Raw genomic sequence first — 21,498 nt, 5'->3', positions numbered from 1 at the left:
CAAATTGAACGATCGCCCGGTAAAGCCGTTGTTTGGACCGCACGGTATTTTATCGGCGGGTGTGCGATGAAACATAGCGGGTGTGCGCGAACCCACAACGCTCCACTGTTCGACACTCTGGCGTTACCCGCCCACCGTTAGCCTGAGCGGGTGACTTCTGCGCGCCACGACCAATTCCTGATCTCCGGCACCTTCAATTTCCGCGATCTCGGCGGCGCCCGCACCGCGGGCGGTTCCACCGTGCGGGACGGAGTGTTGCTGCGGTCCGCCCAGCTCAGCCGGCTCGACGAGACGGGCCTCACCACCCTCGGGAAGCTGGGCGTCACCGACGTCCACGACCTGCGCGGGTTCGCCGAGATCGACCACATCGGCCACGACGTCGTCCCGGACGGCGTGCGCTTGAAGGTCACCCCCTTCGACCCCCGCATGGGCGAGACCCCGCCGCACGAGGCGCGCCGCCACAGCAGCGCCTCCGGCCACATGCTCGAGGTCTACCGGCTCTTCCCCGCCCTGCCCGAGGCGCACGTCGCCATCCGGTCGCTCGCCGACTCCGTACTGAGCGGCACCGCGCTGGTGCACTGCGCCGCGGGCAAGGACCGCACCGGGTGGGCCGTGGCCACACTGCTGCGGGCGGTCGATGTCACCGAAGAGGACATCTACGCCGACTACCTGCTCAGCAATGACGCTGTCCCCCACCTGCGCGCGTTGATGACCGCGGGCACCGACGAGGAACTCTCCGACGATCTGCTCGGTGTCCGCCCCGAATACCTGGAGTCGGGCACCAACTCCATGAACGCCATGTACGGCGGCCTGGACGGCTATCTCGCCGAGATCGGCATCACCCAGGAGCTGCGCGACGCGCTGCGCGCCCGGCTGCTCGTCTGACCGCTGCGGTTGTTCTCCGTGGCAGCGCGCGATCAGTCCGCGTTCGACCGGCGGACCAGGCCGTTGCGGTCGATGCTGACCTGGTTTCCGGTGTGGAACCAGGAACCGGTGAAGCGGGACTGGGTGGTCTGCGGGTCGTTCCAGTAGCGGGGGCTGACATTCGGCCCGCGGCACAGCAGCTCGCCGTGGCCGACCGCCGCGAGCGGGCCGCACAGCGCGAGTTCGGTTCCGCCGAAGGCGAATCCGAGCGCGTCCCGGCCCGGGGCGGTGTCGTCACGGGCCAGCCCGATGCCGGAGGTCTCGGTCGCGCCCCACACCGACCACTGCCGGGCCTCCGGGAAGACCGCACGCAGGGAGTTGGCGACGGATTCGGAGGTGGCCGGGTCGGCCGCGGCCAGTTCGGCGCGGTGCCCGGCACTGCAGATCTGCCGCACCCGCTCCACCCGCAGCCCGGCCAGGCCGGGCAGCAGGCCGGCGAAGATGCGCGGGGTCGCGGCGACCATGTCGATGCGTTCGGCGACAAGGGCTTCCGGCACCGCGGACCGGTCGGGGGTCAGCACCACGGTGCCGCCGACCGCGAAGGTGGGCAGCAACTGGTCGACGCAGCCGCTGGCGTGCGCGAGCGGCAACAGCACCAGATTGCGCAGGCCGTCGGTCGGCAGATCCAGCGCGCCGACCACGGAACGGACCGCGGAGAGCAGGTTCTCGTTGGTCAGCTCCACCCCGCGCGGGCCCGCCCCGGAGCAGGGGCTGGTGTAGCTGAGCAGTGCCAGTTCGCCGAGGGACGCGCCGTCGTCGATGAAGGCCGCACCGTCGGGGAGCGCGTCGCGGAAGCCCGCCGCGCGGCCGCCGCCGTCGAGCACGAAGTCGGCGCAGGCGTCGTGGATCACACGGTCCGCCACGGCATCCGGCAGCCCGTCGTGGACCAGCACCGGCACCGCCCCGGAGAGCAGCGCGCCCAGGAACGCCTGCACCCAGCGGGCGCCGACCGGCATGCGGACCGCCACCCGGTCGCCGTAGCCGATGCCGTGTTCCTGCAGGCCGCCGGCGATGCGGGAGGCCGAGTACCAGAGTTCGCGGTAGGTGAGCCGGGGGCCGCCGATCTCGACCACGGCCTCGCGGGCGGCGAAGGTGTGGACCTGGACGTCGAGGAGTTCGGTGAGCGCGGGCGTGAGGTTGCCATAGCGCAGGATGCCGTCTGCGGCGCGGGCAAGCGGGTTGTCGCACCAGCCGTTTCGCGTCTGCGGATATTCCACGAGTAACTGCGACATCGTCGTCCCTCCGGGTACCTCGAAGCCCTGCAGGCAAGAGTGACTATATGATGCAGATCACATCGATGGGCGGATTGTCGGCAAACGGATGTCAGGCTTTCACACCACGGAAACAGATCGCCGCCCGGTCGACCCCCCATTCCCCCGATCGAGCCTGCGGAAACATCGATTTTGCGGTGGCTTCGCAACAGTCGCACCGGGATTCCCCGCCGGCTGGTCTCGTGCCACCCCCGATCCCATACCAGTGCAGGTAGCGGGCTTGACACGCCCGGGCGGCAGCCGACGCGCCCGGACGTGCGCAGCTGATCGGCCGCGGCACGGCCGATCAGCGCCTACTGGCCTGTGTAGGTGGCCTTTCCGGGGCCGACTTCGAGGAAGCTGCGCACCGCGCCCCGCAGATCCGCGGTGCCGAAAAGTTGCCCGGACACCTCCGGAGTCACCGAATCCGCGTGCGCCACACCACCCGAGCGCCAGGCCTCGATGATCGCCTTGGTGGCGGCGTGCGCGCGGGTCGGGCCCTCGGCGAGCCGGGCCAGCAGCGCCCGGGCCGCGGTGTCGACATCCTCGTGCACCGCATTGACCACGCCCCACTCGGCCATGGTGGCGGCGGAGTAGGTGTCACCGGTCATGACGAACTCGCGGGCGCGGCCGGACCCGGCGCGCTCGGCCAGCCGCTGCGGGCCGCCCATCGACGGGGTCAGGCCGACCACGGTCTCCACCAGGCCGAACTTGGCCTTGGGCGCGGCCAGGATGATGTCGCAGGCCAGCGACATCTCGAAGGCCGCGGTCAGGGTCAGCGAGTGCGCGGCGAAGATGACCGGACAGGGCAGCGCCTCGAGCGGGTGGATGATGCGCGCGAACAGGGTCCGCCACAGCTGCGCGCCCTCCTCCTCCGACAGGCCGTCGAAGACGTGCACGTCGACGCCACCGGAGACCAGCTTGCCGTCGGCGCGGATCAGCAGCGCGCGGGGCGGATTCGCCGACAGCTCGTCGAGATCCGCGGCCAGCGTGTCCATCAGGGCCTTGTCGAAGAGGTTCAGCGGCGGATTGTCGATGGTGAGGATCGCCGCGTCCGCGCCGCCGTCGGTGACGATGCGCTCCAGGCGGGTGGGCTTCGAGTCAGTCATGACCCTGAATGTATGCGGACGCTTACTTCTGCAAAAGGGTCGAGCACGAAATCGGCGATGCCGACCGAGTAGTAGATCAGCCAATGGTTCGCGGCCGTCTCGATTCTGGACTGACGGAGCGGGGGAGCGAAGCGGAGGAGCGGAGGAGGGAAGAATCGAGACCTAGGGGCCGCGAACCCGCCCCGGAGCGAAGCGGAGGGGCAAAATGAACACAGTGACCTCGAAATCCGAGCCGGGGACCTACGTCGAACCGGGCGAATTCAAGCGCGATACGAACTACATCGACACGCGGATCACCGCCGACGGCCGAGACGGGTATCCGGTCGAGCCCGGCCGGTATCGGCTGGTGGCGGCGCGGGCTTGTCCATGGGCCAATCGCACGCTCATCGTGCGGCGGCTGCTCGGACTGGAATCGGTGCTGTCGCTGGGACTGTGCGGGCCCACCCACGACAAGCGCAGCTGGACCTTCGACCTGGATCCGGGCGGGGTGGATCCGGTGCTGGGCGTCCACTTCCTGCAGGACGCCTACTTCAAGCGGTTCCCCGACTATCCGCGCGGCATCACCGTGCCCGCCATCGTGGACGAGCGCACCGGCGCGGTCGTCACCAACGACTACGCGCAGATGACCCTCGACTTCTCCACCGAGTGGGCGCGGTACCATCGGCCCGGCGCGCCGCGGCTGTATCCGGAAGACCTTCGCGCGGAGATAGATTCGGTGAACCGCCGCGTCTACACCGAGGTCAACAACGGCGTGTACCGGTGCGGGTTCGCGGGCGGGCAGGACGCCTACGACGCCGCCTACGACCGGCTCTTCACCGCACTGGACTGGTTGTCCGAGCGACTGGCGACGCAGCGGTACCTGGTGGGCGACACCATCACCGAGGCCGACGTGCGGCTGTTCACGACACTGGCCCGGTTCGATCCGGTCTATCACGGCCACTTCAAGTGCAATCGGCAGAAACTCACCGAGATGCCGGTGCTGTGGGCCTACGCCCGCGACCTCTACCAGACCCCCGGGTTCGGCGACACGATCGACTTCGTGCAGATCAAGCAGCACTACTACATCGTGCACACCGACATCAACCCGACCCGGGTGGTGCCCAAGGGGCCCGAGCTCGGCAACTGGCTGACCCCGCACGGCCGGGAAGCTTTGGGCGGCAGGCCCTTCGGCGACGGTACCCCGCCGCCCCCGCCGGTCGAGGCCGAGCGCGTGCCCGCGGGACACGCCCCGGCCTGACCCGGCTACTCGCCGGCCGCGCCCCGGTAGGTGCCGAAGCTCCAGTAGACGCCTTCGGGGTCGCGGCAGGTGAAACCCCGTGACTCGTAATCGGTTTCATCGCGCAGCTCGCGGGTGACGGAGGCGCCCGCGGCCCGCGCCCGGGCGTACAGGGCGTCCGCGTCGTCGACGGCGATGTACACCGAGCCGACGCCGGGCGGCTGGCAGTCCAGCGCCATGCCCTCGCGGACGCCGCCGAGCATGATGGCGCCGCCGCCGGGCCAGGCGAGTTCGGCGTGCGCGACGGTGTCGCCCTCGTCGTAGCGGGCGGTGGTCTCGAAGCCGAAGGCCCGCTCCAGGAATGCGATGGCGGCCGGGGCGTCGCGGTAGACCAGGGTCGGCCAGACGACGGTGCCGGTCTCGATGGGGGTTGTCGTTTCGCTCATGGGACTAGCCTCCGATCTCGGCGGCCTGCTGGTCTTGGACGAATGGGAACTCCTCCCGTTCCCGCCACACCGACGGCGGCATGCCCGCGAGTTCCCGCCATTCGCGGGCCATGTGCGCCTGGTCGTAGTACCCGGCGGCGGCCGCCACCTCGGCGAGCGGGGGCAGGATCGGGTCCCGCAGCAGGCGGTGCGAGCGCTCGAAGCGCGCCACCCGGACGGCGTCCTTGGGGGTGATGCCGAATTCGGCGCTGAAGCGACTGCCGAGATGTCTTCGGCTCCAGCCGATCTCGTCGGCCACGGCGGCCACCCGCACCGCGGGGTCGGGGCCCGACAGCAGCGTCCAGGCGTGGGTCAGCTCGGCAGCCCAGCGCACCGGATCCACCTGGCGCAGCAGGATTTCATCGATGACGGCGAAGCGCTGCCGCCATGAGCGCACCGACGACAGCCGCTCCCGCAACTCCGTCGCGCGCGACCCGAGCACGTCGGCCAGATCCACGATCCACGATCCGAGCGCCGCCGCGGGCATCCCGAACAGTGCCCGGCAGCCCAGCGGCGTCAGGTTCAGCTGTACCCCGTGCTGGAACCCGTTGTGCGCGATCACCGCCGGCCGCACCGTGAGCCCGCTGGCCAGCATGTCCCAGTGACCGCCCGCCTGCTCCGGATGCGAGGACACCGGCACGTGAATGGGCTCGTCGATGGTGATGATCACGGTCAGCGCCGCCCCGGGCATCCCGACATGCGTACCCGGCGCGAAGCCGTGCAGCAGATAGCCCTCGTACCCGAGGACGTACGCGCGTAATCGCGGGTCGGGCACTCCCGACGCGCCTTCGGACACGCCTGCCACGCCGTCCACCCTAGGCCGATGGTCTCCGGCTCGGGACTCCCGCCCGGAACCGGACTATCTCGCGAATCGTTGTCGAGGTGCCATAGAGTTTCGGTCTGGAGGACCGCACGAAGAAGGGGTTGTCGTCGATGTTCAAGACCGGGCTCGAAAAAGCGGTCGTCTCGCTGCTCGACAACGGGTCCCAGGTACAGGCCCCGGCTGTCACGAAATACGTGGGCAAGCTGCGGGATGCGCATCCGGGTGAGACGCCCGGGCAGATCATCGCCCGCATCGAGAAGCTCTACCTCAATACCGTGACCACCTCCGGCACGGCGGTCGGCGCGACCGCGGCGGTGCCGGGCGTCGGGACGGTGGCGTCGCTGGCGGCCATGAGCGCGGAGACCGCCTTCTTCCTGGAGGCGTCCGCGGTGTTCACCCTGGCGGTGGCGGCCGTGCACGGAGTCGCGCCCGAGGACAAGGAGCGCCGCCGCGCCCTGGTGCTGGCCGTGGTGCTCGGCGAGAGCGGCATGGAGATCGTGCAGAAGAGCGTCGGGCACTCCGCCGCGAACTGGGGCGGGCTGCTGGCGGGCAAGATCCCGGGCCTGAGCGCCATGAACGATTCGCTGCTCAAACGGTTCGTGATCCAGTTCATCGCCAAACGCGGCGCGCTCATGGTCGGCAAGGTGATTCCGGCCGGAATCGGCGCGGCCATCGGCGGATTCGGCAACCGGGCGATCGGGCGCGGCGTGGTCGACAATGCCCGCAGGGCGTTCGGCGCGCCGCCGCTGACCTGGCCCCAGCCCCTGGTCATCGACGCCGATCCGCTGCCCGCGGTGGAGGCGCCGACCCGGACCTGGCAGCCGTGAGCGCGCGGCCGCTCGCCTTCGCCGCCGGGGGGCTGACCAAGACCTTCGAGAGCGTCACCGCGGTCGAGGACGTGAGCTTCGTGGTGCCCGCCGGCAAGGTGGCCGCCCTGGTGGGCCCGCACGGCGCGGGCAAGTCCACGGTGCTGCGGATGCTGCTCGGACTGCTCACCCCCACCTCCGGCACCGCGAGCGTGGGCGGACCCGGCTCCGGCGTGCGGGCCGGACGACAGGTGGTGGGCGCCATGCTGAATCCGCGCGGCCTGCACCCGGCCCGCCGGGTGTTCGCCCAGCTGCGCGTCTACGCCTCGGCCGCAGGCGTTTCCGATGCCCGGGCGGAGGAACTGCTGGCGCTGGTGCGGCTCACCGAAGCCGCCGACCAGCGCATCGGCGGCCTGCCGGAGGGCATGCGGACCCGGCTGGCGCTGGCCGTCGCGCTGCTCGGCGATCCGCCGCTGCTGGTGCTCGACGATCCGGCCGCCGGGCTCGATATCGGGGAGACCGCCTGGCTCAACGACTATCTGCGCGGCCACGCCCGCCGCGGCGGCACCGTGCTGCTCACCTCCCGCATGCTCAGCACCGTGCTGCCCATCGCCGACGAGCTCCTGGTGCTGGACCGCGGCCGCATCGCCTACCAGGGCAGCCCGGCCCGGCTGCGCCGCAGCCACCCGGACCGGCTGCTGGTGAAGGCCTCCAGCCCGATCGCGCTGGCCACCACCCTGGCCGCGCAGGGCTTCACCGACGCGGTCATGCGGCCCGACGGCCGCCTCGCCATCGCGGAAGCCTCGCTCTCGCAACTGGAATCGGCCGCCTCCACGGCCCGCGTCCAGCTCACCGAGATCACCCCCGAACACATTCATCCTGACCAGGTCCTGGCCGCCCTCACCCACAGCGGACCCCCGTCCCCCGTGTACCCGAGCCCGGCCGCCCACCGGACCTACCGGTGAAGTCATTGCGCCACAACGAAATCCGCCGCCGGTCGGCACACCGGACGGGCGAGCATCACGGGCGTCGACCCAACGGCGGACGCCATGCCCGCCAGCCCGGTACAGCCCCGGCCGGGTTTCCCGCCACCGCTGTGGATTCCGGTCATCGGCGACCAGGCCGCGCCCGCCTCATCGCGGCCACCCACCCGCGCGGGGTCGACGACCTCCCACGAAAGGACATTCGATGATCCTCACTGTGCCGCCGGTGGTGGTCCGGGCCGCGAATTCCGAAGTGCGGAAGGTGACTTCGGTGCGGTCGAACTGGCTGATCGGCGGCGGGGTCGTCGTGGCGGGCGTGATCGCGTTCGTGGGGCTGGGCACCGGATTCCAGCCCGGCGACCAGCATGCGCAGGGCTTCAGTTCCGGATCCGGCTGGGCGGCGCTGCTGACCACCTGGGTGCTGGTCCTCACGGTCGCGGCGGCGGCCACCTTCGGGGCGCTGGGCGCCGGCACCGATTTCCAGTCCGGATCGCTGGCGATGAGCTCGCTGTACACCCCCGACCGCACCCTGCTGCTCGGCGCGAAACTCGCGGTGGCGGGGGCGTTCTCGCTCGGCACCGTGCTGCTGATGGAGGTGCTCGGCGGGGCCGCGATGCGGCTGGCCGGCGGCTCCCGGGTGCCCATGGACGGCGGCTTCTTCGGCGTGCTGATCGGGGTGGCGCTGGCCGCGGTGTGCTGGGCGGTGATCGGCACCGCGATCGGCGCCCTGCTGCGCTCGCCCACCCGGGCGCTGGCCGCCGTGCTGGGCTGGGCCGTGCTGGAGCCGCTGATCTGGATCACCGCGCGCGCCATCGGATTCGGCGGGCTGGCGGCCATCCTGCCGGTGTCCTCGACGGTCGGGGCGATCAGCGGCGGCCGTTACGCCAAGAGCGCGCTCATCGCACCGACCCCGGCCGCCATGGCGCTGCTGGTGCTGTGGAGCGCCGCGGCGGGTGCGGGCGCCTGGTGGATGCTCACCCGCCGCGACCTCTGATCAGGCGCGGCCGGAGAACAACCGCCGCCACACCTCGTGATCGGTGCGCGGACCGCCGGGAGTGTCCGCACCGTACTGCGCGATGAGGCCCGGCAGGTCCAGCGGGAGGCTCGGCGCGGTCATGGCGGCCAGCTCCGCTTCCACCGCGGCGTCGGGAACCAGCCAGCAGACCTCGAATTCGATGCCGTCGGGGTCGGCGGCGTAGAGGGCCTTGGTGGAGGCGTGGTCGGAGGCCCCGGTGAGCGCGCCCGCCGCGACCAGGGCGTCACGCACCCGCTGCAGTTCGTTCAGCGTGTCCACCTCCCAGGCCAGGTGATAGAGGCCGACCCGGCCGGTACGGTGCGGGACCGACGGGTCCGGCGACTGGAACAGGCCCAGGTCGTGGTCGTTGGCAGACCCGGCCGCCTGCAGGAACGCCCCGCCCGGAAATCCGCCGGGCAGGCGACGAAAGCCCAGCACCTCGCTGTAGAAGGCGACCGAGCGCTCCAGGTCGGAGACGAACAGGACGGCGTGATTGAGACGCTGAATCGGCATGGGGGCGACTCCGTTTCGAAGGACCGTGACCATCCAGCCGACCACGGCGTGCCGCGCCGCACAAGCCACCGTCCCGGCACACTGGACTGGGCGGCACGACGACGGGAACAAAGTGGGGGTGGGGAGACGGTTGTTCTCCGGGATGACTTCGAAGGATGTGGACAGGGTGCGCGGCTGGCTGCGCAGGTTGTGGGAACGGTGCGCCGGGCACCCGTGGATGCTGTCCGGGCTGGGGCTGGCCATCGTGCTCGGCGCGATCGTGGAGGTGACCGGCCCGCTGCTGGCCAAGCGCGCCCTCGACGGCGCGACCGCCGGGAACACCGGCATCATCGCGGCCATGGCCGTGGCGCTGGGCGTGCTCGCGGTCGGCCGCTTCCTCGCCTCCTTCGGGCGGCGCATGCTAGCCGGGCGGCTCGCCCTCGACGTCCAGCACGAACTGCGCGTGGATCTGCTGTCCGCGCTGCAACGGCTGGACGGGCCCGGACAGGACGGGCTGCGCACCGGGCAGGTCATCTCGCGCTCGATCAGCGACCTGACCCTGGTGCAGGGCCTGCTGGCCATGGGCCCCTGGTCCGCGGTGGCGGCACTGCAATTCGTGCTGGCCGCGGGCGTCATGCTCTGGCTCTCGCCGCCACTGGCCCTGGCCGCGCTGCTGGTGGTGCCGGTGCTGGCGCTGGTGGTCTACCGGGTGCGGCCGCGGTTGTACGCGGCCACCTGGTCCGCGCAGCAGCGCGCCGCCGACCTGGCCCAGCATGTCGAGGAGACCGTCACCGGCGTGCGCGTGGTGAAGGGCTTCGGGCAGGAGGCCCGCATGGTCGACGTGCTCGAGCAGCACGGCCGCACGCTGTACTCGGAGCGCATGCGCGCCGCCCATATCGATGCCCGCTTCAGCCCCACCCTGGGCTCGATTCCGCAGGCCGGTCTGGTCGCGGTGATCGCGGCGGGCGGGCTGCTCGCCTTCCACGGCAGCATCGGGCTCGGCACCTTCCTGGCCTTCGTCGCCTACGTGTCGACGATGACCAACTCCACCCGGATCGTGTCGTACGTGGTGGTCATGGCGCAGCTGACGCGCGCGGCGGCCGAACGCGTGAACCAGGTCATCGACAGCGCGCCCGAACGCATCGATCCGGAACACCCGGTACAGGTGCCCGAGGGACCGCTCGGCATCGAAATCGACGATCTCACCTTCGGTTTCGAGCCCGGCCGGCCCGTGCTGCGCGACTTCACACTGAACATCGCACCCGGCGAGACGGTGGCCGTCATCGGCCCGGCGGGCTCGGGCAAATCCACCCTGAGCCTGCTGCTGCCCCGCTTCTACTCCCCCGGCTCCGGCCGGATCACCCTGTACGGCAAGGACTCCCGCGCCGACATCGCCGACCTGCGCGCCGCCGACCTGCGCTCGGCTGTCGGCGTGGTCTTCGACGAGGCCTTCCTGCTCTCGGACACCATCGCCGCCAATATCGCCCTGGGCCGGCCCGAATCCACCGAGGCGGAGATCCAGGCCGCCGCCAAACAGGCCGCGGCCGACGACTTCATCAACGCCCTGCCCGACGGCTACGCGACCGTGGTCGGCGAACGCGGCCTGACCCTCTCCGGCGGTCAGCGCCAGCGCATCGCGCTGGCCCGCGCCCTGCTCGCCGACCCGCGCATCCTGGTCCTCGACGACGCCACCTCCGCGGTGGACGCCGTCACCGAGGCCGCCATCTTCGCCTCCCTCCCCGCCGATTCCGCACGCACCACCCTCATCCTGGCCCACCGCGAATCCACCCTCGCCCACGCCGACCGCGTGATCCGGCTGCCCGCACCGGAATCCGGCGACGAGCGGGTATCGGTGATTGCGGACGCACGGGACGTGATCGCGGAAACGGCTGCCGGAGGCCGGCACTCGGTCGATCGGGACACCCCGGCGGAGGTGCGGCGGGTGCTGGGGAAGCTGCCCCCGGCCACCGAGCGGCCGGGGCTGGACGCGGCCGAGCTGCGCCGGCCCGACCCGGGCTTCCGGCTGAGTCATGCGCTGCGGCTGGTGAAGTGGCTGGTCGCCGGCACCATGGTGCTGCTCGCGCTGAACGCGGTGGTGGGCGTGGGCTTCCCATCCGTGGTGAGGTACGCGGTGGACTCGGGCGTCGGCAAGCACGACGGCTGGGCGCTGGTGCAGGCCACCGTGATCGGAGCCGTGCTGGTCGGGCTCGGCTGGCTGGTCGCCTCGACCTCACTGCTGTGGAGCAACCGGGCCGGGGAGCGCGTGCTCTTCGGGCTGCGGGTCCGCAGCTATGCCCACCTGCAGCGGCTCGGGCTCGACTTCTACGAGCGAGAACTGTCCGGCCGCATCATGACCCGGATGACGACCGACATCGACGCCCTGTCCACCTTCATGCAGACCGGACTGCCGGACGCGCTCGTCGCGCTGCTGACGGTGGCCGGCATCGCGGTGGCACTGCTGGTGATCGACTTCCAGCTGGCGCTGGTCGTGTTCGTGACGCTGCCGCCGCTGCTCCTGGCCATCTGGTGGTTCCGCAAGGTCTCCGATTCCGCCTACAGTGCGGCGCGCGAACATTCGGCCACCGTGAACGCCGACTTCGCCGAGAATGTTGCGGGTCTGCGGGTGGTGCAGGCCAATCGGCACGAGGCCATCTCCGCGCGCCGGTTCGCGGGGTACTCCGACAATTTCCGGGTCAGCCGCATGCGGGCCCAGCGGGCCATCGCCACCTTCTTCGCCTTCGTCGGCATGTGGGCGGATCTGGCGCTGGCGTCGGTGGTCTTCACCGGGGCGTGGGCGGTCGCGCACAGGTCCACCACGCCGGGCACGCTGGTGGCGTTCGTGCTCTACCTGCAGCTGCTGTTCGGGCCGATCATGCAGCTCTCGCAGCTGTTCGACGGGTATCAGCAGGCACGAGTCGGGTTGCGGCGCATCGGGGAACTGCTGCGGACCCGGTCCTCCATCGCGCCGGATCCCGCGGACGCGGCGCCCATCGACGGGCGGCTGCGCGGGGAGGTCGTCTTCGACAATGTCCGCTTCCAGTACCCGGGCGCGGTGCGGCCCGCGCTCGAGGGCGTCAGCCTGACCATCCCGGCGGGCGGCAGCCTGGCGCTGGTCGGCGAGACCGGCGCGGGCAAGTCGACCATCGTGAAGCTGCTCGCCCGGCTCTATGACATGCCCCGGACACCGGGTGACCACACAGCCCGGACATCGGGTGACGGGAATCACGAACTTTCCGGCAGTGTTACGCCCTTCTCCATAGCGGATATGCATGACATCGGCCATGATCCGGACGGCACCGGGGCAATTCGCGTGGACGGCGTGGATATTCGCGACTATCGGCTCGCCGAGTTCCGCTCGCGGCTCGGCGTGGTCCCTCAGGAAGCTCACCTGTTCACCGGCGACATCGCCAGCAACATTGCATTTGGCAAACCTTTTGCGAGTCCCGGGGAAATCGAGGCGGCCGCCGCGGCAGTCGGGGCGCTGGACACCATCACCGCCCTGCCTCAGGGCATGCGGCAGCCGGTCGGCGAACGCGGACGAGGGCTCTCCGCCGGTCAGCGGCAGCTCATCGCCCTGGCCCGCGCCGAACTGGTCCGCCCCGATCTGCTGCTGCTCGACGAGGCCACGGCCGTACTGGATCCGGCCGCCGAGGCATCGGTGCTGGTCGCGAACGAATCGGTGACGCGCGGCCGCACCTCGGTCATCGTCGCGCACCGGCTGGCGACCGCCGCCCAGGCCGACCGGATCGCCGTCGTGCAGCACGGCCGGATCAGCGAAATCGGCGGCCACGACGAACTCCTCGCGGCACAGGGCGCGTACTCGCGCTTGTGGGCTGCGGCGCAGGCGACGGAAGGAATATTCTCGGGCGAAGACGAGTCGTCATCAGAGAATGTGTCCGCTCGGTGGTAGCCATGCCCGACGGCGAACAGGGGTGGGCATATCCTCAGTGGGGGCGCATCGGCGCGCATCCGCCGATTACCCGTGCCGGGCACGTCACAAACGTCGCAGCGCGAAGAACGAAATGAGGCGAACACCTGCTGTGAGCAGCTCAACAGACCAGTTCGGACAGAACCAGTGGCTTGTCGACGAGATGTACCAGAAGTACAAGCAAGACCCCTCGTCCGTCGATGAGAGCTGGCACGAGTTCCTGGCGGACTACACGCCGGAGAACACTGCCGAGATTGGTAACAACAGCCAGGCGGCCGCCGCCGTCGCTCCGGCACCCGCCGCAGTGCCTACTGCCCCCGGACCCGCCCAGAGCGCCCCCGCCGTGAATTCCACCCCCGTCGCCACCCCCGCCCCGGCCGCCCCCGCCCCGGCTCCGGCCCCCGCCCAGGTGCGCACCCCCCAGACCACCCCCGCCCCCAGCTCCAACGCGGCCCCGACCTCGGGCGGCCCCAAGCCCACCGCCGAGGACGAGACCAAGGTGCTACGCGGTCCCGCCGCGGCCGTCGTCAAGAACATGTCGGCGTCGCTGGCCGTCCCCACCGCGACCTCGGTGCGTGCCATCCCGGCCAAGCTGATGATCGACAACCGCCTGGTCATCAACAACCACCTGGCCCGTACCCGCGGTGGCAAGATCTCCTTCACCCACCTGCTGGGTTACGCCATCGTGCAGGCCATCAAGGCCTTCCCGAACATGAACCGGCACTTCGCCGAGGTCGACGGGAAGCCGAACGCGGTCACCCCCGCGCACACCAATCTCGGTCTGGCCATCGACCTTCCGGGCAAGGACGGCAGCCGTGCGCTGGCGGTCGCGGCCATCAAGAACGCCGAGGGCATGACCTTCGCGCAGTTCCACAGCGCGTACGAGGACGTCGTGCGCCGCGCCCGTGACGGCAAGCTGACCAACGACGACTTCACTGGTGTCACCATCTCGCTGACCAACCCCGGCACCATCGGCACCAACCACTCGGTGCCGCGCCTCATGCTGGGCCAGGGCGCGATCATCGGCGCGGGCGCCATGGAGTACCCGGCCGAGTTCCAGGGCATGAGCGACCAGCAGCTCGCGGAGATGGGCATCGGCAAGCTGATGACCCTGACCTCCACCTACGACCACCGCATCATCCAGGGCGCGGAGTCCGGCGACTTCCTGCGGACGGTCCACAACCTGCTGATCTCCGACGAGTTCTACGACGAGATCTTCCACGGCATGGGTGTCCCCTACGAGCCGGTGCGCTGGCGCAAGGACATTCAGGAACGCGGCATCGACAAGTCGACCCGCGTGCAGGAGATGATCAACGCCTACCGCAGCCGCGGCCACCTGATGGCCGACACCGACCCGCTGCGGCTGGTGAAGGACAAGTTCCGCTCGCACCCCGACCTGGATGTCACCCAGCACGGGCTGACCCTGTGGGACCTGGACCGCGAATTCAATGTCGCGGGCTTCCACGGCCAGGAGCGCATGAAGCTGCGCGACGTGCTGTCCATCCTGCGCGACGCCTACGCCCGCCACGTGGGTGTGGAGTACACCCACATCCTGGATCCCGAGCAGCTCAAGTGGATTCAGGAACGCGTGGAGCAGAAGCACGCGAAACCCACTGTGGCCGAGCAGAAGTACATCATGTCCCGGCTCAATGCGGCCGAGGCGTTCGAGACCTTCCTGCAGACCAAGTACGTGGGCCAGAAGCGCTTCTCGCTGGAAGGCGCCGAGTCGGTCATCCCGATGATGGACGCCGTCATCGACCAGTGCGCCGAGTACGCCCTCGACGAGGTCATCATCGGTATGCCGCACCGCGGCCGCCTGAACGTGCTGGCCAATATCGTCGGCAAGCCCTACTCGAAGATCTTCACCGAGTTCGAGGGCAACATGAACCCGGCCGCCACCCATGGCTCCGGCGACGTGAAGTACCACCTCGGCGCGCGCGGCACCTACCTGCAGATGTTCGGCGACAACGAGATCGAGGTCTCGCTGACCGCCAACCCCTCGCACCTCGAGGCCGTCGACCCGGTGCTCGAGGGCCTGGTCCGCGCCAAGCAGGACCTGCTCACCAAGGAAGACATCGTCACCAAGGGTGAAGAGGCGCGGTCGTTCTCGGTCGTGCCGCTCATGCTGCACGGTGACGCGGCCTTCGCCGGCCAGGGCGTGGTGGCCGAGACCCTGAACCTGTCGGGTCTGCGCGGCTACCGCACCGGCGGCACCGTGCACATCGTGGTGAACAACCAGATCGGCTTCACCACCGCGCCGGAGTACTCGCGCTCCACCGAATACTCCACCGACATCGCGAAGTTCATCGGCGCCCCGATCTTCCACGTGAACGGCGACGACCCGGAAGCCTGTGTGTGGGTGGCCAAGCTGGCCGTCGACTACCGGCAGAAGTTCAACCGCGACGTGGTCATCGACATGATCTGCTACCGCCGTCGCGGCCACAACGAGGGCGACGACCCGTCGATGACCCAGCCGGGCATGTACGACGTGATCGACACCAAGCGCTCGGTCCGCAAGGCGTACACCGAGAGCCTGATCGGCCGTGGCGACATCTCCATGAAGGAAGCCGAAGACGCCCTGCGTGACTACCAGGGTCAGCTGGAGCGGATCTTCAACGAGGTGCGTGAGCTGGAGAAGTTCCCGCCGGAGCCGTCGGAGTCGGTCGAGGACGAGCAGCAGCTGCCGCCGAACCTGGTGACCTCCGTGGACAAGACGGTGCTGCAGCGCATCGGCGACGCTTTCGTGAACGTGCCCGAGGGCTTCAGCGTGCACCCGCGCGTCAAGCCGGTGCTGGAGAAGCGCCGCGAGATGGCCTACGAGGGCAAGGTCGACTGGGCCATGGCCGAGCTGCTGGCCTTCGGCACGCTCATCGACGAGGGCAAGGCCGTCCGCCTGACCGGTCAGGACTCCCGCCGCGGCACCTTCTCGCAGCGGCACTCGGTGATCATCGACCGCAAGAGCGGTGACGAGTACACCCCGCTGCACAACATCGGGTCGAAGAACCCGGGCTGGTTCGCGGTGCACGACTCGGCGCTGTCCGAGTACGCCGCTGTCGGTTTCGAGTACGGCTACTCGCTGGGCAACCCGGACGCACTCGTCCTGTGGGAGGCGCAGTTCGGTGACTTCGTCAACGGCGCGCAGTCCATCATCGACGAGTTCATCTCCTCCGGTGAGGCCAAGTGGGGTCAGCTCTCCGAGGTCGTGCTGCTGCTGCCGCACGGTCACGAGGGCCAGGGCCCGGACCACACCTCGGGTCGTATCGAGCGCTTCCTGCAGCTGTGTGCCGAGGGTTCGATGACGGTGGCGGTCCCGTCCACCCCGTCGAACTACTTCCACCTGCTGCGCCGCCACGCCCTGGACGGCATCCGCCGCCCGCTGGTGGTCTTCACCCCGAAGTCCATGCTGCGCAACAAGGCCGTGATCTCCGAGGTCGAGGACTTCACGGACAACAAGTTCCGCACCGTGCTCGAGGAGCCCACCTACGAGTCGGGCGACGGCGACCGCGCCAAGGTCAAGCGCGTGCTGCTCACCTCCGGCAAGATCTACTACGAGCTGGTGGCCGAGAAGAAGAAGCACAACCGCGACGACGTGGCCATCGTGCGCGTCGAGCAGCTGTACCCGATTCCGAAGTTCCGCCTGAACGAGGCGCTGGAGCAGTACCCCAACGCCGTCGATCTGGCGTGGGTCCAGGAGGAGCCGGCCAACCAGGGCGCGTGGCCGTTCTTCGGCCTGAACCTGCCGGAGATCCTGCCCGCCCGCTTCGGCAAGCTGCGCCGCATCTCGCGCCGCGCCATGTCGGCCCCGTCCTCGGGTTCGTCCAAGGTGCACGCGGTGGAGCAGCAGGAGATCATCGACGAGGCTTTTACCGCCTCCCCGGGACTGTAGCCCCCGGCCAGGAGCCGTTGACCGCCGTGCATGCGTGCCGGCGGTCACGTGCCGAACCGATGTCGGGTGTGGCCGGGGAGTTACCCTCGCCTCCCGAAATCAGTTGTTACGTATGAATAAACAGGAGCCCCGGCGCTGTCAGCGCCGGGGCTCCCTGCTTTTCCGTTGCCAGAGCGCTTACTTGTCCTGCGCGTCCGCGTCGCCCTTGGCGGAATCGTTGGCGCCCTCGAGGTCCCAGACCGCCATCATGGCGGCGATGCCCTCGGTGGCGGCGGTGTCCTGGGTCGATTCCTGATCGGACATTTGCGTGTACCTCTTTCTGCTACTTCCGTAACGAAAGTTGATGCTACCGGCCGGAATTGCTTGCGGCCTGTCGGGAAATGGTCTGCGACAAGGCATTTCACCGAAGTCGTGATGGTCATCACAGAGAGGGGCGGGGTGGGGGGCGGGGTTGCTCTCAGCATGTTCCGCGTCGTATATTCCACGTGGAATATTTGATACGGAGGATGTCGGTGACCGACGCTAGCGTCGGTCACGAGAACGGAGGACCGGTGACGAAACGGCAGGCGATACCAGCGTTGACGCCCTTGGCGATCGCGGTGCTCGCGCTGCTCGAAGAACGGCCCATGCACCCGTACGAGATGTATCAGCTCCTGATCAGCCGCCATGAGGACGAGCTGGTGAAGATCAAGCCCGGCTCGCTCTACCACACCGTGGCCCGGCTGGCCGAGCAGGAACTGGTCCTGGCCGAGGGCACCGATCGCGCCGGCAACCGGCCCGAACGCACCACCTACCGGATCCGCACGGCCGGCCGCGCGGCACTGCGGGCCCGCATCTCGGAATTACTGCGGCAGCCGGTGAAGGAGTATCCGATCTTTCCGGTCGCGCTGGCCGAGGCACACAATTTGCCCGCGGGCGAAGTCGCCGCCGTGCTACGCGAACGGATCGCCTGGATCGAGAGCCGGATCACCGAACTCGAGGCGCTGCGCGAGTGGGCGAGCAACCGCCAGGTCCCCCGGCGGTACTGGGTGGCCATCGACTATGTCCACGACCTGTCCGTGACCGAGGCCCGCTGGCTGCGCGGCTTCATCGACGACTTGGACAGCGGCGCACTGGAGTGGGAGCCCTTCGATGCCGAAGGCGAACGCTGCGCCATCCCCGAGGAAAACAAGGGCCATGACTGGGGCGCGGGCCTCACCGCCGAGGACCTGGCCGCCGTCCGTACCCACCACCCGAGATAGGAAACCCGAATTCCATGTCCACTCAACGCAATCCGTGGCTGGCGCTGTACGCGCTGGTCGTCGGGTTCTTCATGATCCTGTTGGACATGACCATCGTCGCGGTGGCCAATCCGGCGATCATGAAGGACCTGCAGGCCGATGTCTCCCAGGTCATCTGGGTCACCTCCGCCTATCTGCTGGCCTACGCGGTGCCGCTGCTGGTCACCGGCCGGCTCGGAGATCGCTTCGGCCCCAAGAACATCTATCTCGGCGGCCTGGCCGTGTTCACCCTGGCCTCGCTGTGGTGTGCCGAGTCGACGAGCATCAACATGCTGATCGCGGCCCGCGCCGTGCAGGGCCTGGGCGCGGCGCTCATGACGCCGCAGACCATGGCGGTCATCACCCGCACCTTCCCGCCGGACAAGCGCGGCGCGGCCATGGGCCTGTGGGGCGGCGTGGCCGGTCTGGCCACCCTGGTCGGCCCGATCCTGGGCGGCGTGCTGGTGGACTGGCAGGGCTGGCAGTGGATCTTCTACGTGAACGTGCCGATCGGCATCATCGCCTTCGCCCTGGCCTTCTGGCTGGTGCCGTCGCTGCCCACCAACGAGCACAAGTTCGACCTGGTCGGTGTGGTGCTCTCGGGCGTCGGCATGTTCCTGCTGGTGTTCGGCATCCAGGAGGGCAACAGCCACCACTGGGACGCCTGGATCTGGGCCATGATCATCGCCGGCGTGGCGGTGCTGGCGCTGTTCATCGTCAACCAGGCTCGCAATACCGGTGAGCCGCTGGTGCCGCTGAGCCTGTTCAAGGACCGCAACTTCGCGCTGTCCAACCTGGCCATCGCGGCCATGGGCGCGGCGGTGACCAGCGTGTTCGTGCCCGCCTACTTCTATCTGCAGCAGGTACACGACATGACGCCGACGCGCTCGGCACTGGTGTTCGCGCCCATGGCGATTCTGACCGGTGTGTTCGCGCCGATCATCGGCAAGATCTCGGACAAGGTCGCGCCGCGCGTCATTCCGACCATCGGTTTCGCGCTCTTCGCGGCGACCCTGTTCGGGTTCGGCGTCCTGATGAAGCCGGACGGCTCGATCCCGCTGTTCATGATCGTCGGCGGCATCTCCGGTATCGCCAATGCCTGCATCTGGGCGCCGCTGGCCACCACCGCCACCCACAACCTGCCGGTGCAGCAGGCCGGTGCGGGCGCGGGGGTCTACAACACCACCCGTCAGATCGGTTCGGTACTCGGTTCGGCCACGATCAGCGCACTGCTCTCGGCTCGCATCTCGGCGCAGGGCCTGCCCAGCGGCCCGATCGGCGAGGGCGGCGGCGGCAAGAGCCTGAGCAGCCTGCCGGCCGAGGTCCGAGGTCCCATCCTGGAGAAGCTCAGCACCGCGCTGAGCCAGTCCATCTATCTGCCCGCCCTGATCCTGTTGATCGGCGTCGCCGCCTCGGCGCTGTTCATCGGGCACGGCAAGGCGGAGGGCGATCAGCGCGACGATATGGCGAAGGCCGATATCGGGGTGCACTGATCCGCTGATATTCGAAAAGCGCTGCCCGCCGGGGCTTTCCCGGCGGGCAGCGCTGTCCGTGCGGTCGGAGCGGCAGGCTCGCTGGAGTCCGCTGTGCCCTCAGCCGATTCGCACGGTGAGCGAGGGATATCCGGTCGCGCCGTCGGGCACGACGTCCTGTTCCCGGTCGGTCTGGGTCTCCCCGGTGCCGTCGGTCGCCCGCGCCCAGACCGTGTGCACGCCGGTGCTGCCGGTGGCGTCCCAGTCGTAGGCCCACTGCACCCAGGTGTCGATGGACGGCGCCACCGCCAGCCGGGCGGGCCGCCAATCCCCTTGATCGATGCGGACTTCCACGCCGCGAATGCCGCGATGCTGCGCCCATGCCACACCCGCGATGGTGACCTTGCCCGGGGCGATGGTGCCGCGGCCGCGGGGGGTGTCGATACGGCATTCGGTCTTGATCGGGCCCTTGGCCGACCAGCCGCGCTTGGTCCAGAACGCCTCGGCGCGATCGAATCTGGTGATCTCCAGCTCGGTCACCCATTTGGTGGCCGACACGTAGCCGTACAGCCCGGGCACCACCAGCCGCGCGGGATAGCCGTGCGCGGTGGGCAGCGGTTCGCCGTTCATGCCGACGGCCAGCATGGCGTCGCGGCCGTCCATCAGCACGGCGAGCGGGCTGCCCGCGGTGAAGCCGTCGATGCTGTGCGACAGCACCATGTCGGCGTCGGGGTGCGGTCCGGCGGCGGTGATCAGCTCGTCGAGCCGATAGCCGAGCCAGCGGGCATTGCCGATCAGATCGCCGCCGACCGGATTGGACACGCAGGCCAGCGTGACAAGCCGTTCGATGGGGGTCTTGGCGGCGAGATCGGCATAGCTCAAACGGATCTCGCGATCGACCATGCCGTGGATGCGCAGTGACCAGTCGTCCTTGCTGACCTGCGGCACGGTGAGTGCGGTGTCGATGCGATAGAAGTCGGCGTTCGAGGTGAGATACGGCGTCAGGCCCGGAATCCGCAGATCCGCGCCGGGCTCGATGGACGGCTCCGCGCCGGTGGGCGTCGGCAGCTGCACGTCCGCGCGCTCGGCCGACACATCCCGCGACCGCAGCCCGATGATCCGTCCCGCGATACCGCCGGCCGCCGCGGCCACGCCCGCGATCACGATCCCGCGCACCACCAGCCGCCGCTCCACCGCCAGCTCGGCGGGCGAAAGGCGCTGCGGCTCGGCCGTTTCCGCGTCCGCGGCGGTCGCGGCGAATTCGCCGAACCGGGTGATCCGGCCGATCAGGCTGCGCAGCACCAGGATTCCGGCGACCATGCCGAGAATCGAAGGTAAGGCCCAGGTCCAGGTCGCATTGGGGCGACCGAGCGCGGCGATGGTGGACAGCAGCCCGAAGATCGCGAACAGGATCGACCCGAGCGGCCGCCGCTCCCGCTCCACGATCCCGGCGACCGCGGCCAGCACCACCGCGACCACACCCATGCATACGAACAGCAACACTTTGTCATTGGTGCCGACCAGGCCGATGATCCACTCCCGGAACCCGTCCGGCGTGTGGTCGACGATCCACGCTCCGACCGCCTGCAGGGGCGTGCTGTCGGGGCTGACCAGCACGGACACCAGCTCCGCCACACCCAGGGTGACGCCGCCGGCAACAATTCCGCCGGCCGTCCGTAATCCGCGATCCGCCACGAAACCGACCCTACTGCGCGGGTCGGCTCGTGGAACGGCTCGAAGGATTACGGAAGCGTGACGCCCGTGGTCCGCAGCGCCACGGCGGCGATCACGGCCATGACCAGCAGACTGCCACCCGCCACCGCGACGGCGTGGTGCGGGCCGGTCACGCT

16 protein-coding genes are annotated in these 21,498 nt (G+C 69.5%); 9 read left to right on the top strand and 7 right to left on the bottom strand.

Going from position 1 to position 21,498, the window contains the following annotated elements; translation table 11 throughout:
* Window positions 1–150 precede the first annotated feature (150 nt).
* On the top strand, window positions 151–885 hold the full coding sequence (locus tag ACFXKA_RS13060; protein ID WP_354833814.1) for a tyrosine-protein phosphatase: 735 nt from the start codon (window positions 151–153) through the stop codon (window positions 883–885).
* Window positions 886–917: 32 nt separating this feature from the next.
* Here the strand turns inward: ACFXKA_RS13060 and ACFXKA_RS13055 are convergent, their stop codons facing one another.
* The gene (locus ACFXKA_RS13055; protein WP_379427348.1) at window positions 918–2,156 is read right to left on the bottom strand and encodes a class I adenylate-forming enzyme family protein; all 1,239 of its coding nucleotides are present in this window, start codon (window positions 2,154–2,156) and stop codon (window positions 918–920) included.
* Between the two features lie 332 nt (window positions 2,157–2,488).
* Window positions 2,489–3,283, bottom strand: a complete 795-nt coding sequence (locus ACFXKA_RS13050) for an enoyl-CoA hydratase/isomerase family protein (RefSeq protein ID WP_354833811.1) — start codon at window positions 3,281–3,283, stop codon at window positions 2,489–2,491.
* 205 nt (window positions 3,284–3,488) lie between these two features.
* Here ACFXKA_RS13050 and ACFXKA_RS13045 point away from each other — a divergent pair, with 205 nt between their 5' ends.
* Window positions 3,489–4,520 (top strand): glutathione S-transferase C-terminal domain-containing protein, encoded by a 1,032-nt coding sequence (locus ACFXKA_RS13045; protein WP_354833810.1) that lies wholly within the window; start codon window positions 3,489–3,491, stop codon window positions 4,518–4,520.
* Between the two features lie 5 nt (window positions 4,521–4,525).
* On the opposite strand, the gene ACFXKA_RS13040 is transcribed toward ACFXKA_RS13045, so the two are convergent.
* Together ACFXKA_RS13040 and ACFXKA_RS13035 are read right to left on the bottom strand one after the other, a co-directional pair.
* Complete coding sequence (locus ACFXKA_RS13040; RefSeq protein ID WP_379427347.1) at window positions 4,526–4,945, bottom strand: VOC family protein; 420 nt, start codon at window positions 4,943–4,945, stop codon at window positions 4,526–4,528.
* Window positions 4,946–4,949: 4 nt separating this feature from the next.
* The gene (locus ACFXKA_RS13035; protein WP_379427346.1) at window positions 4,950–5,789 is read right to left on the bottom strand and encodes a helix-turn-helix transcriptional regulator; all 840 of its coding nucleotides are present in this window, start codon (window positions 5,787–5,789) and stop codon (window positions 4,950–4,952) included.
* A 128-nt stretch (window positions 5,790–5,917) separates the two neighbouring features.
* Here ACFXKA_RS13035 and ACFXKA_RS13030 point away from each other — a divergent pair, with 128 nt between their 5' ends.
* From ACFXKA_RS13030 to ACFXKA_RS13020, 3 genes are all read left to right on the top strand, one after another.
* Complete coding sequence (locus tag ACFXKA_RS13030; RefSeq protein ID WP_354833804.1) at window positions 5,918–6,634, top strand: hypothetical protein; 717 nt, start codon at window positions 5,918–5,920, stop codon at window positions 6,632–6,634.
* The gene (locus tag ACFXKA_RS13025) at window positions 6,631–7,578 is read left to right on the top strand and encodes an ABC transporter ATP-binding protein (protein ID WP_354833803.1); all 948 of its coding nucleotides are present in this window, start codon (window positions 6,631–6,633) and stop codon (window positions 7,576–7,578) included. Before ACFXKA_RS13030 ends, ACFXKA_RS13025 begins: the two co-directional genes overlap by 4 nt.
* Window positions 7,579–7,801: 223 nt before the next feature.
* Window positions 7,802–8,590: a hypothetical protein gene (locus ACFXKA_RS13020; protein WP_354833801.1), complete on the top strand. Its 789-nt coding sequence runs from the start codon at window positions 7,802–7,804 to the stop codon at window positions 8,588–8,590.
* On the opposite strand, the gene ACFXKA_RS13015 is transcribed toward ACFXKA_RS13020, so the two are convergent.
* A complete protein-coding gene (locus tag ACFXKA_RS13015) occupies window positions 8,591–9,124 on the bottom strand; it encodes a VOC family protein (protein WP_379427345.1) in 534 nt (177 codons plus the stop codon). It abuts the gene before it with no gap.
* Window positions 9,125–9,266: 142 nt separating this feature from the next.
* Here ACFXKA_RS13015 and ACFXKA_RS13010 point away from each other — a divergent pair, with 142 nt between their 5' ends.
* Together ACFXKA_RS13010 and ACFXKA_RS13005 are read left to right on the top strand one after the other, a co-directional pair.
* Complete coding sequence (locus ACFXKA_RS13010) at window positions 9,267–13,013, top strand: ABC transporter ATP-binding protein (protein WP_379427344.1); 3,747 nt, start codon at window positions 9,267–9,269, stop codon at window positions 13,011–13,013.
* Window positions 13,014–13,125: 112 nt separating this feature from the next.
* Complete coding sequence (locus ACFXKA_RS13005; protein ID WP_379427343.1) at window positions 13,126–16,917, top strand: multifunctional oxoglutarate decarboxylase/oxoglutarate dehydrogenase thiamine pyrophosphate-binding subunit/dihydrolipoyllysine-residue succinyltransferase subunit; 3,792 nt, start codon at window positions 13,126–13,128, stop codon at window positions 16,915–16,917.
* 177 nt (window positions 16,918–17,094) lie between these two features.
* On the opposite strand, the gene ACFXKA_RS13000 is transcribed toward ACFXKA_RS13005, so the two are convergent.
* Window positions 17,095–17,220, bottom strand: a complete 126-nt coding sequence (locus ACFXKA_RS13000; RefSeq protein ID WP_379427342.1) for a hypothetical protein — start codon at window positions 17,218–17,220, stop codon at window positions 17,095–17,097.
* A 248-nt stretch (window positions 17,221–17,468) separates the two neighbouring features.
* Here ACFXKA_RS13000 and ACFXKA_RS12995 point away from each other — a divergent pair, with 248 nt between their 5' ends.
* The gene (locus ACFXKA_RS12995) at window positions 17,469–18,158 is read left to right on the top strand and encodes a PadR family transcriptional regulator (RefSeq protein ID WP_364607256.1); all 690 of its coding nucleotides are present in this window, start codon (window positions 17,469–17,471) and stop codon (window positions 18,156–18,158) included.
* A 14-nt stretch (window positions 18,159–18,172) separates the two neighbouring features.
* A complete protein-coding gene (locus ACFXKA_RS12990) occupies window positions 18,173–19,669 on the top strand; it encodes a DHA2 family efflux MFS transporter permease subunit (protein ID WP_379427341.1) in 1,497 nt (498 codons plus the stop codon).
* Window positions 19,670–19,768: 99 nt separating this feature from the next.
* Here the strand turns inward: ACFXKA_RS12990 and ACFXKA_RS12985 are convergent, their stop codons facing one another.
* The gene (locus ACFXKA_RS12985; protein WP_379427340.1) at window positions 19,769–21,343 is read right to left on the bottom strand and encodes a molybdopterin-dependent oxidoreductase; all 1,575 of its coding nucleotides are present in this window, start codon (window positions 21,341–21,343) and stop codon (window positions 19,769–19,771) included.
* Window positions 21,344–21,498: the final 155 nt, after the last annotated feature.

Origin of the sequence: Nocardia sp. NPDC059228 (assembly GCF_042754245.1) — a bacterium.
Classification (GTDB): domain Bacteria; phylum Actinomycetota; class Actinomycetes; order Mycobacteriales; family Mycobacteriaceae; genus Nocardia.
Note: the sequence above shows the minus strand (reverse complement) of the source record. Positions and strands in the feature narration are given on the sequence as shown.

Coding starts and splice junctions, on each gene's coding strand:
- ACFXKA_RS13055 (WP_379427348.1), bottom strand. CDS start 2,156: ATGTCGCAGTTACTCGTGGAATATCCGCAGACGCGAAACGGCTGGTGC.
- ACFXKA_RS13050 (WP_354833811.1), bottom strand. CDS start 3,283: ATGACTGACTCGAAGCCCACCCGCCTGGAGCGCATCGTCACCGACGGC.
- ACFXKA_RS13045 (WP_354833810.1), top strand. CDS start 3,489: ATGAACACAGTGACCTCGAAATCCGAGCCGGGGACCTACGTCGAACCG.
- ACFXKA_RS13040 (WP_379427347.1), bottom strand. CDS start 4,945: ATGAGCGAAACGACAACCCCCATCGAGACCGGCACCGTCGTCTGGCCG.
- ACFXKA_RS13030 (WP_354833804.1), top strand. CDS start 5,918: ATGTTCAAGACCGGGCTCGAAAAAGCGGTCGTCTCGCTGCTCGACAAC.
- ACFXKA_RS13020 (WP_354833801.1), top strand. CDS start 7,802: ATGATCCTCACTGTGCCGCCGGTGGTGGTCCGGGCCGCGAATTCCGAA.
- ACFXKA_RS13015 (WP_379427345.1), bottom strand. CDS start 9,124: ATGCCGATTCAGCGTCTCAATCACGCCGTCCTGTTCGTCTCCGACCTG.
- ACFXKA_RS13010 (WP_379427344.1), top strand. CDS start 9,267: ATGACTTCGAAGGATGTGGACAGGGTGCGCGGCTGGCTGCGCAGGTTG.
- ACFXKA_RS13005 (WP_379427343.1), top strand. CDS start 13,126: ATGAGGCGAACACCTGCTGTGAGCAGCTCAACAGACCAGTTCGGACAG.
- ACFXKA_RS13000 (WP_379427342.1), bottom strand. CDS start 17,220: ATGTCCGATCAGGAATCGACCCAGGACACCGCCGCCACCGAGGGCATC.
- ACFXKA_RS12990 (WP_379427341.1), top strand. CDS start 18,173: ATGTCCACTCAACGCAATCCGTGGCTGGCGCTGTACGCGCTGGTCGTC.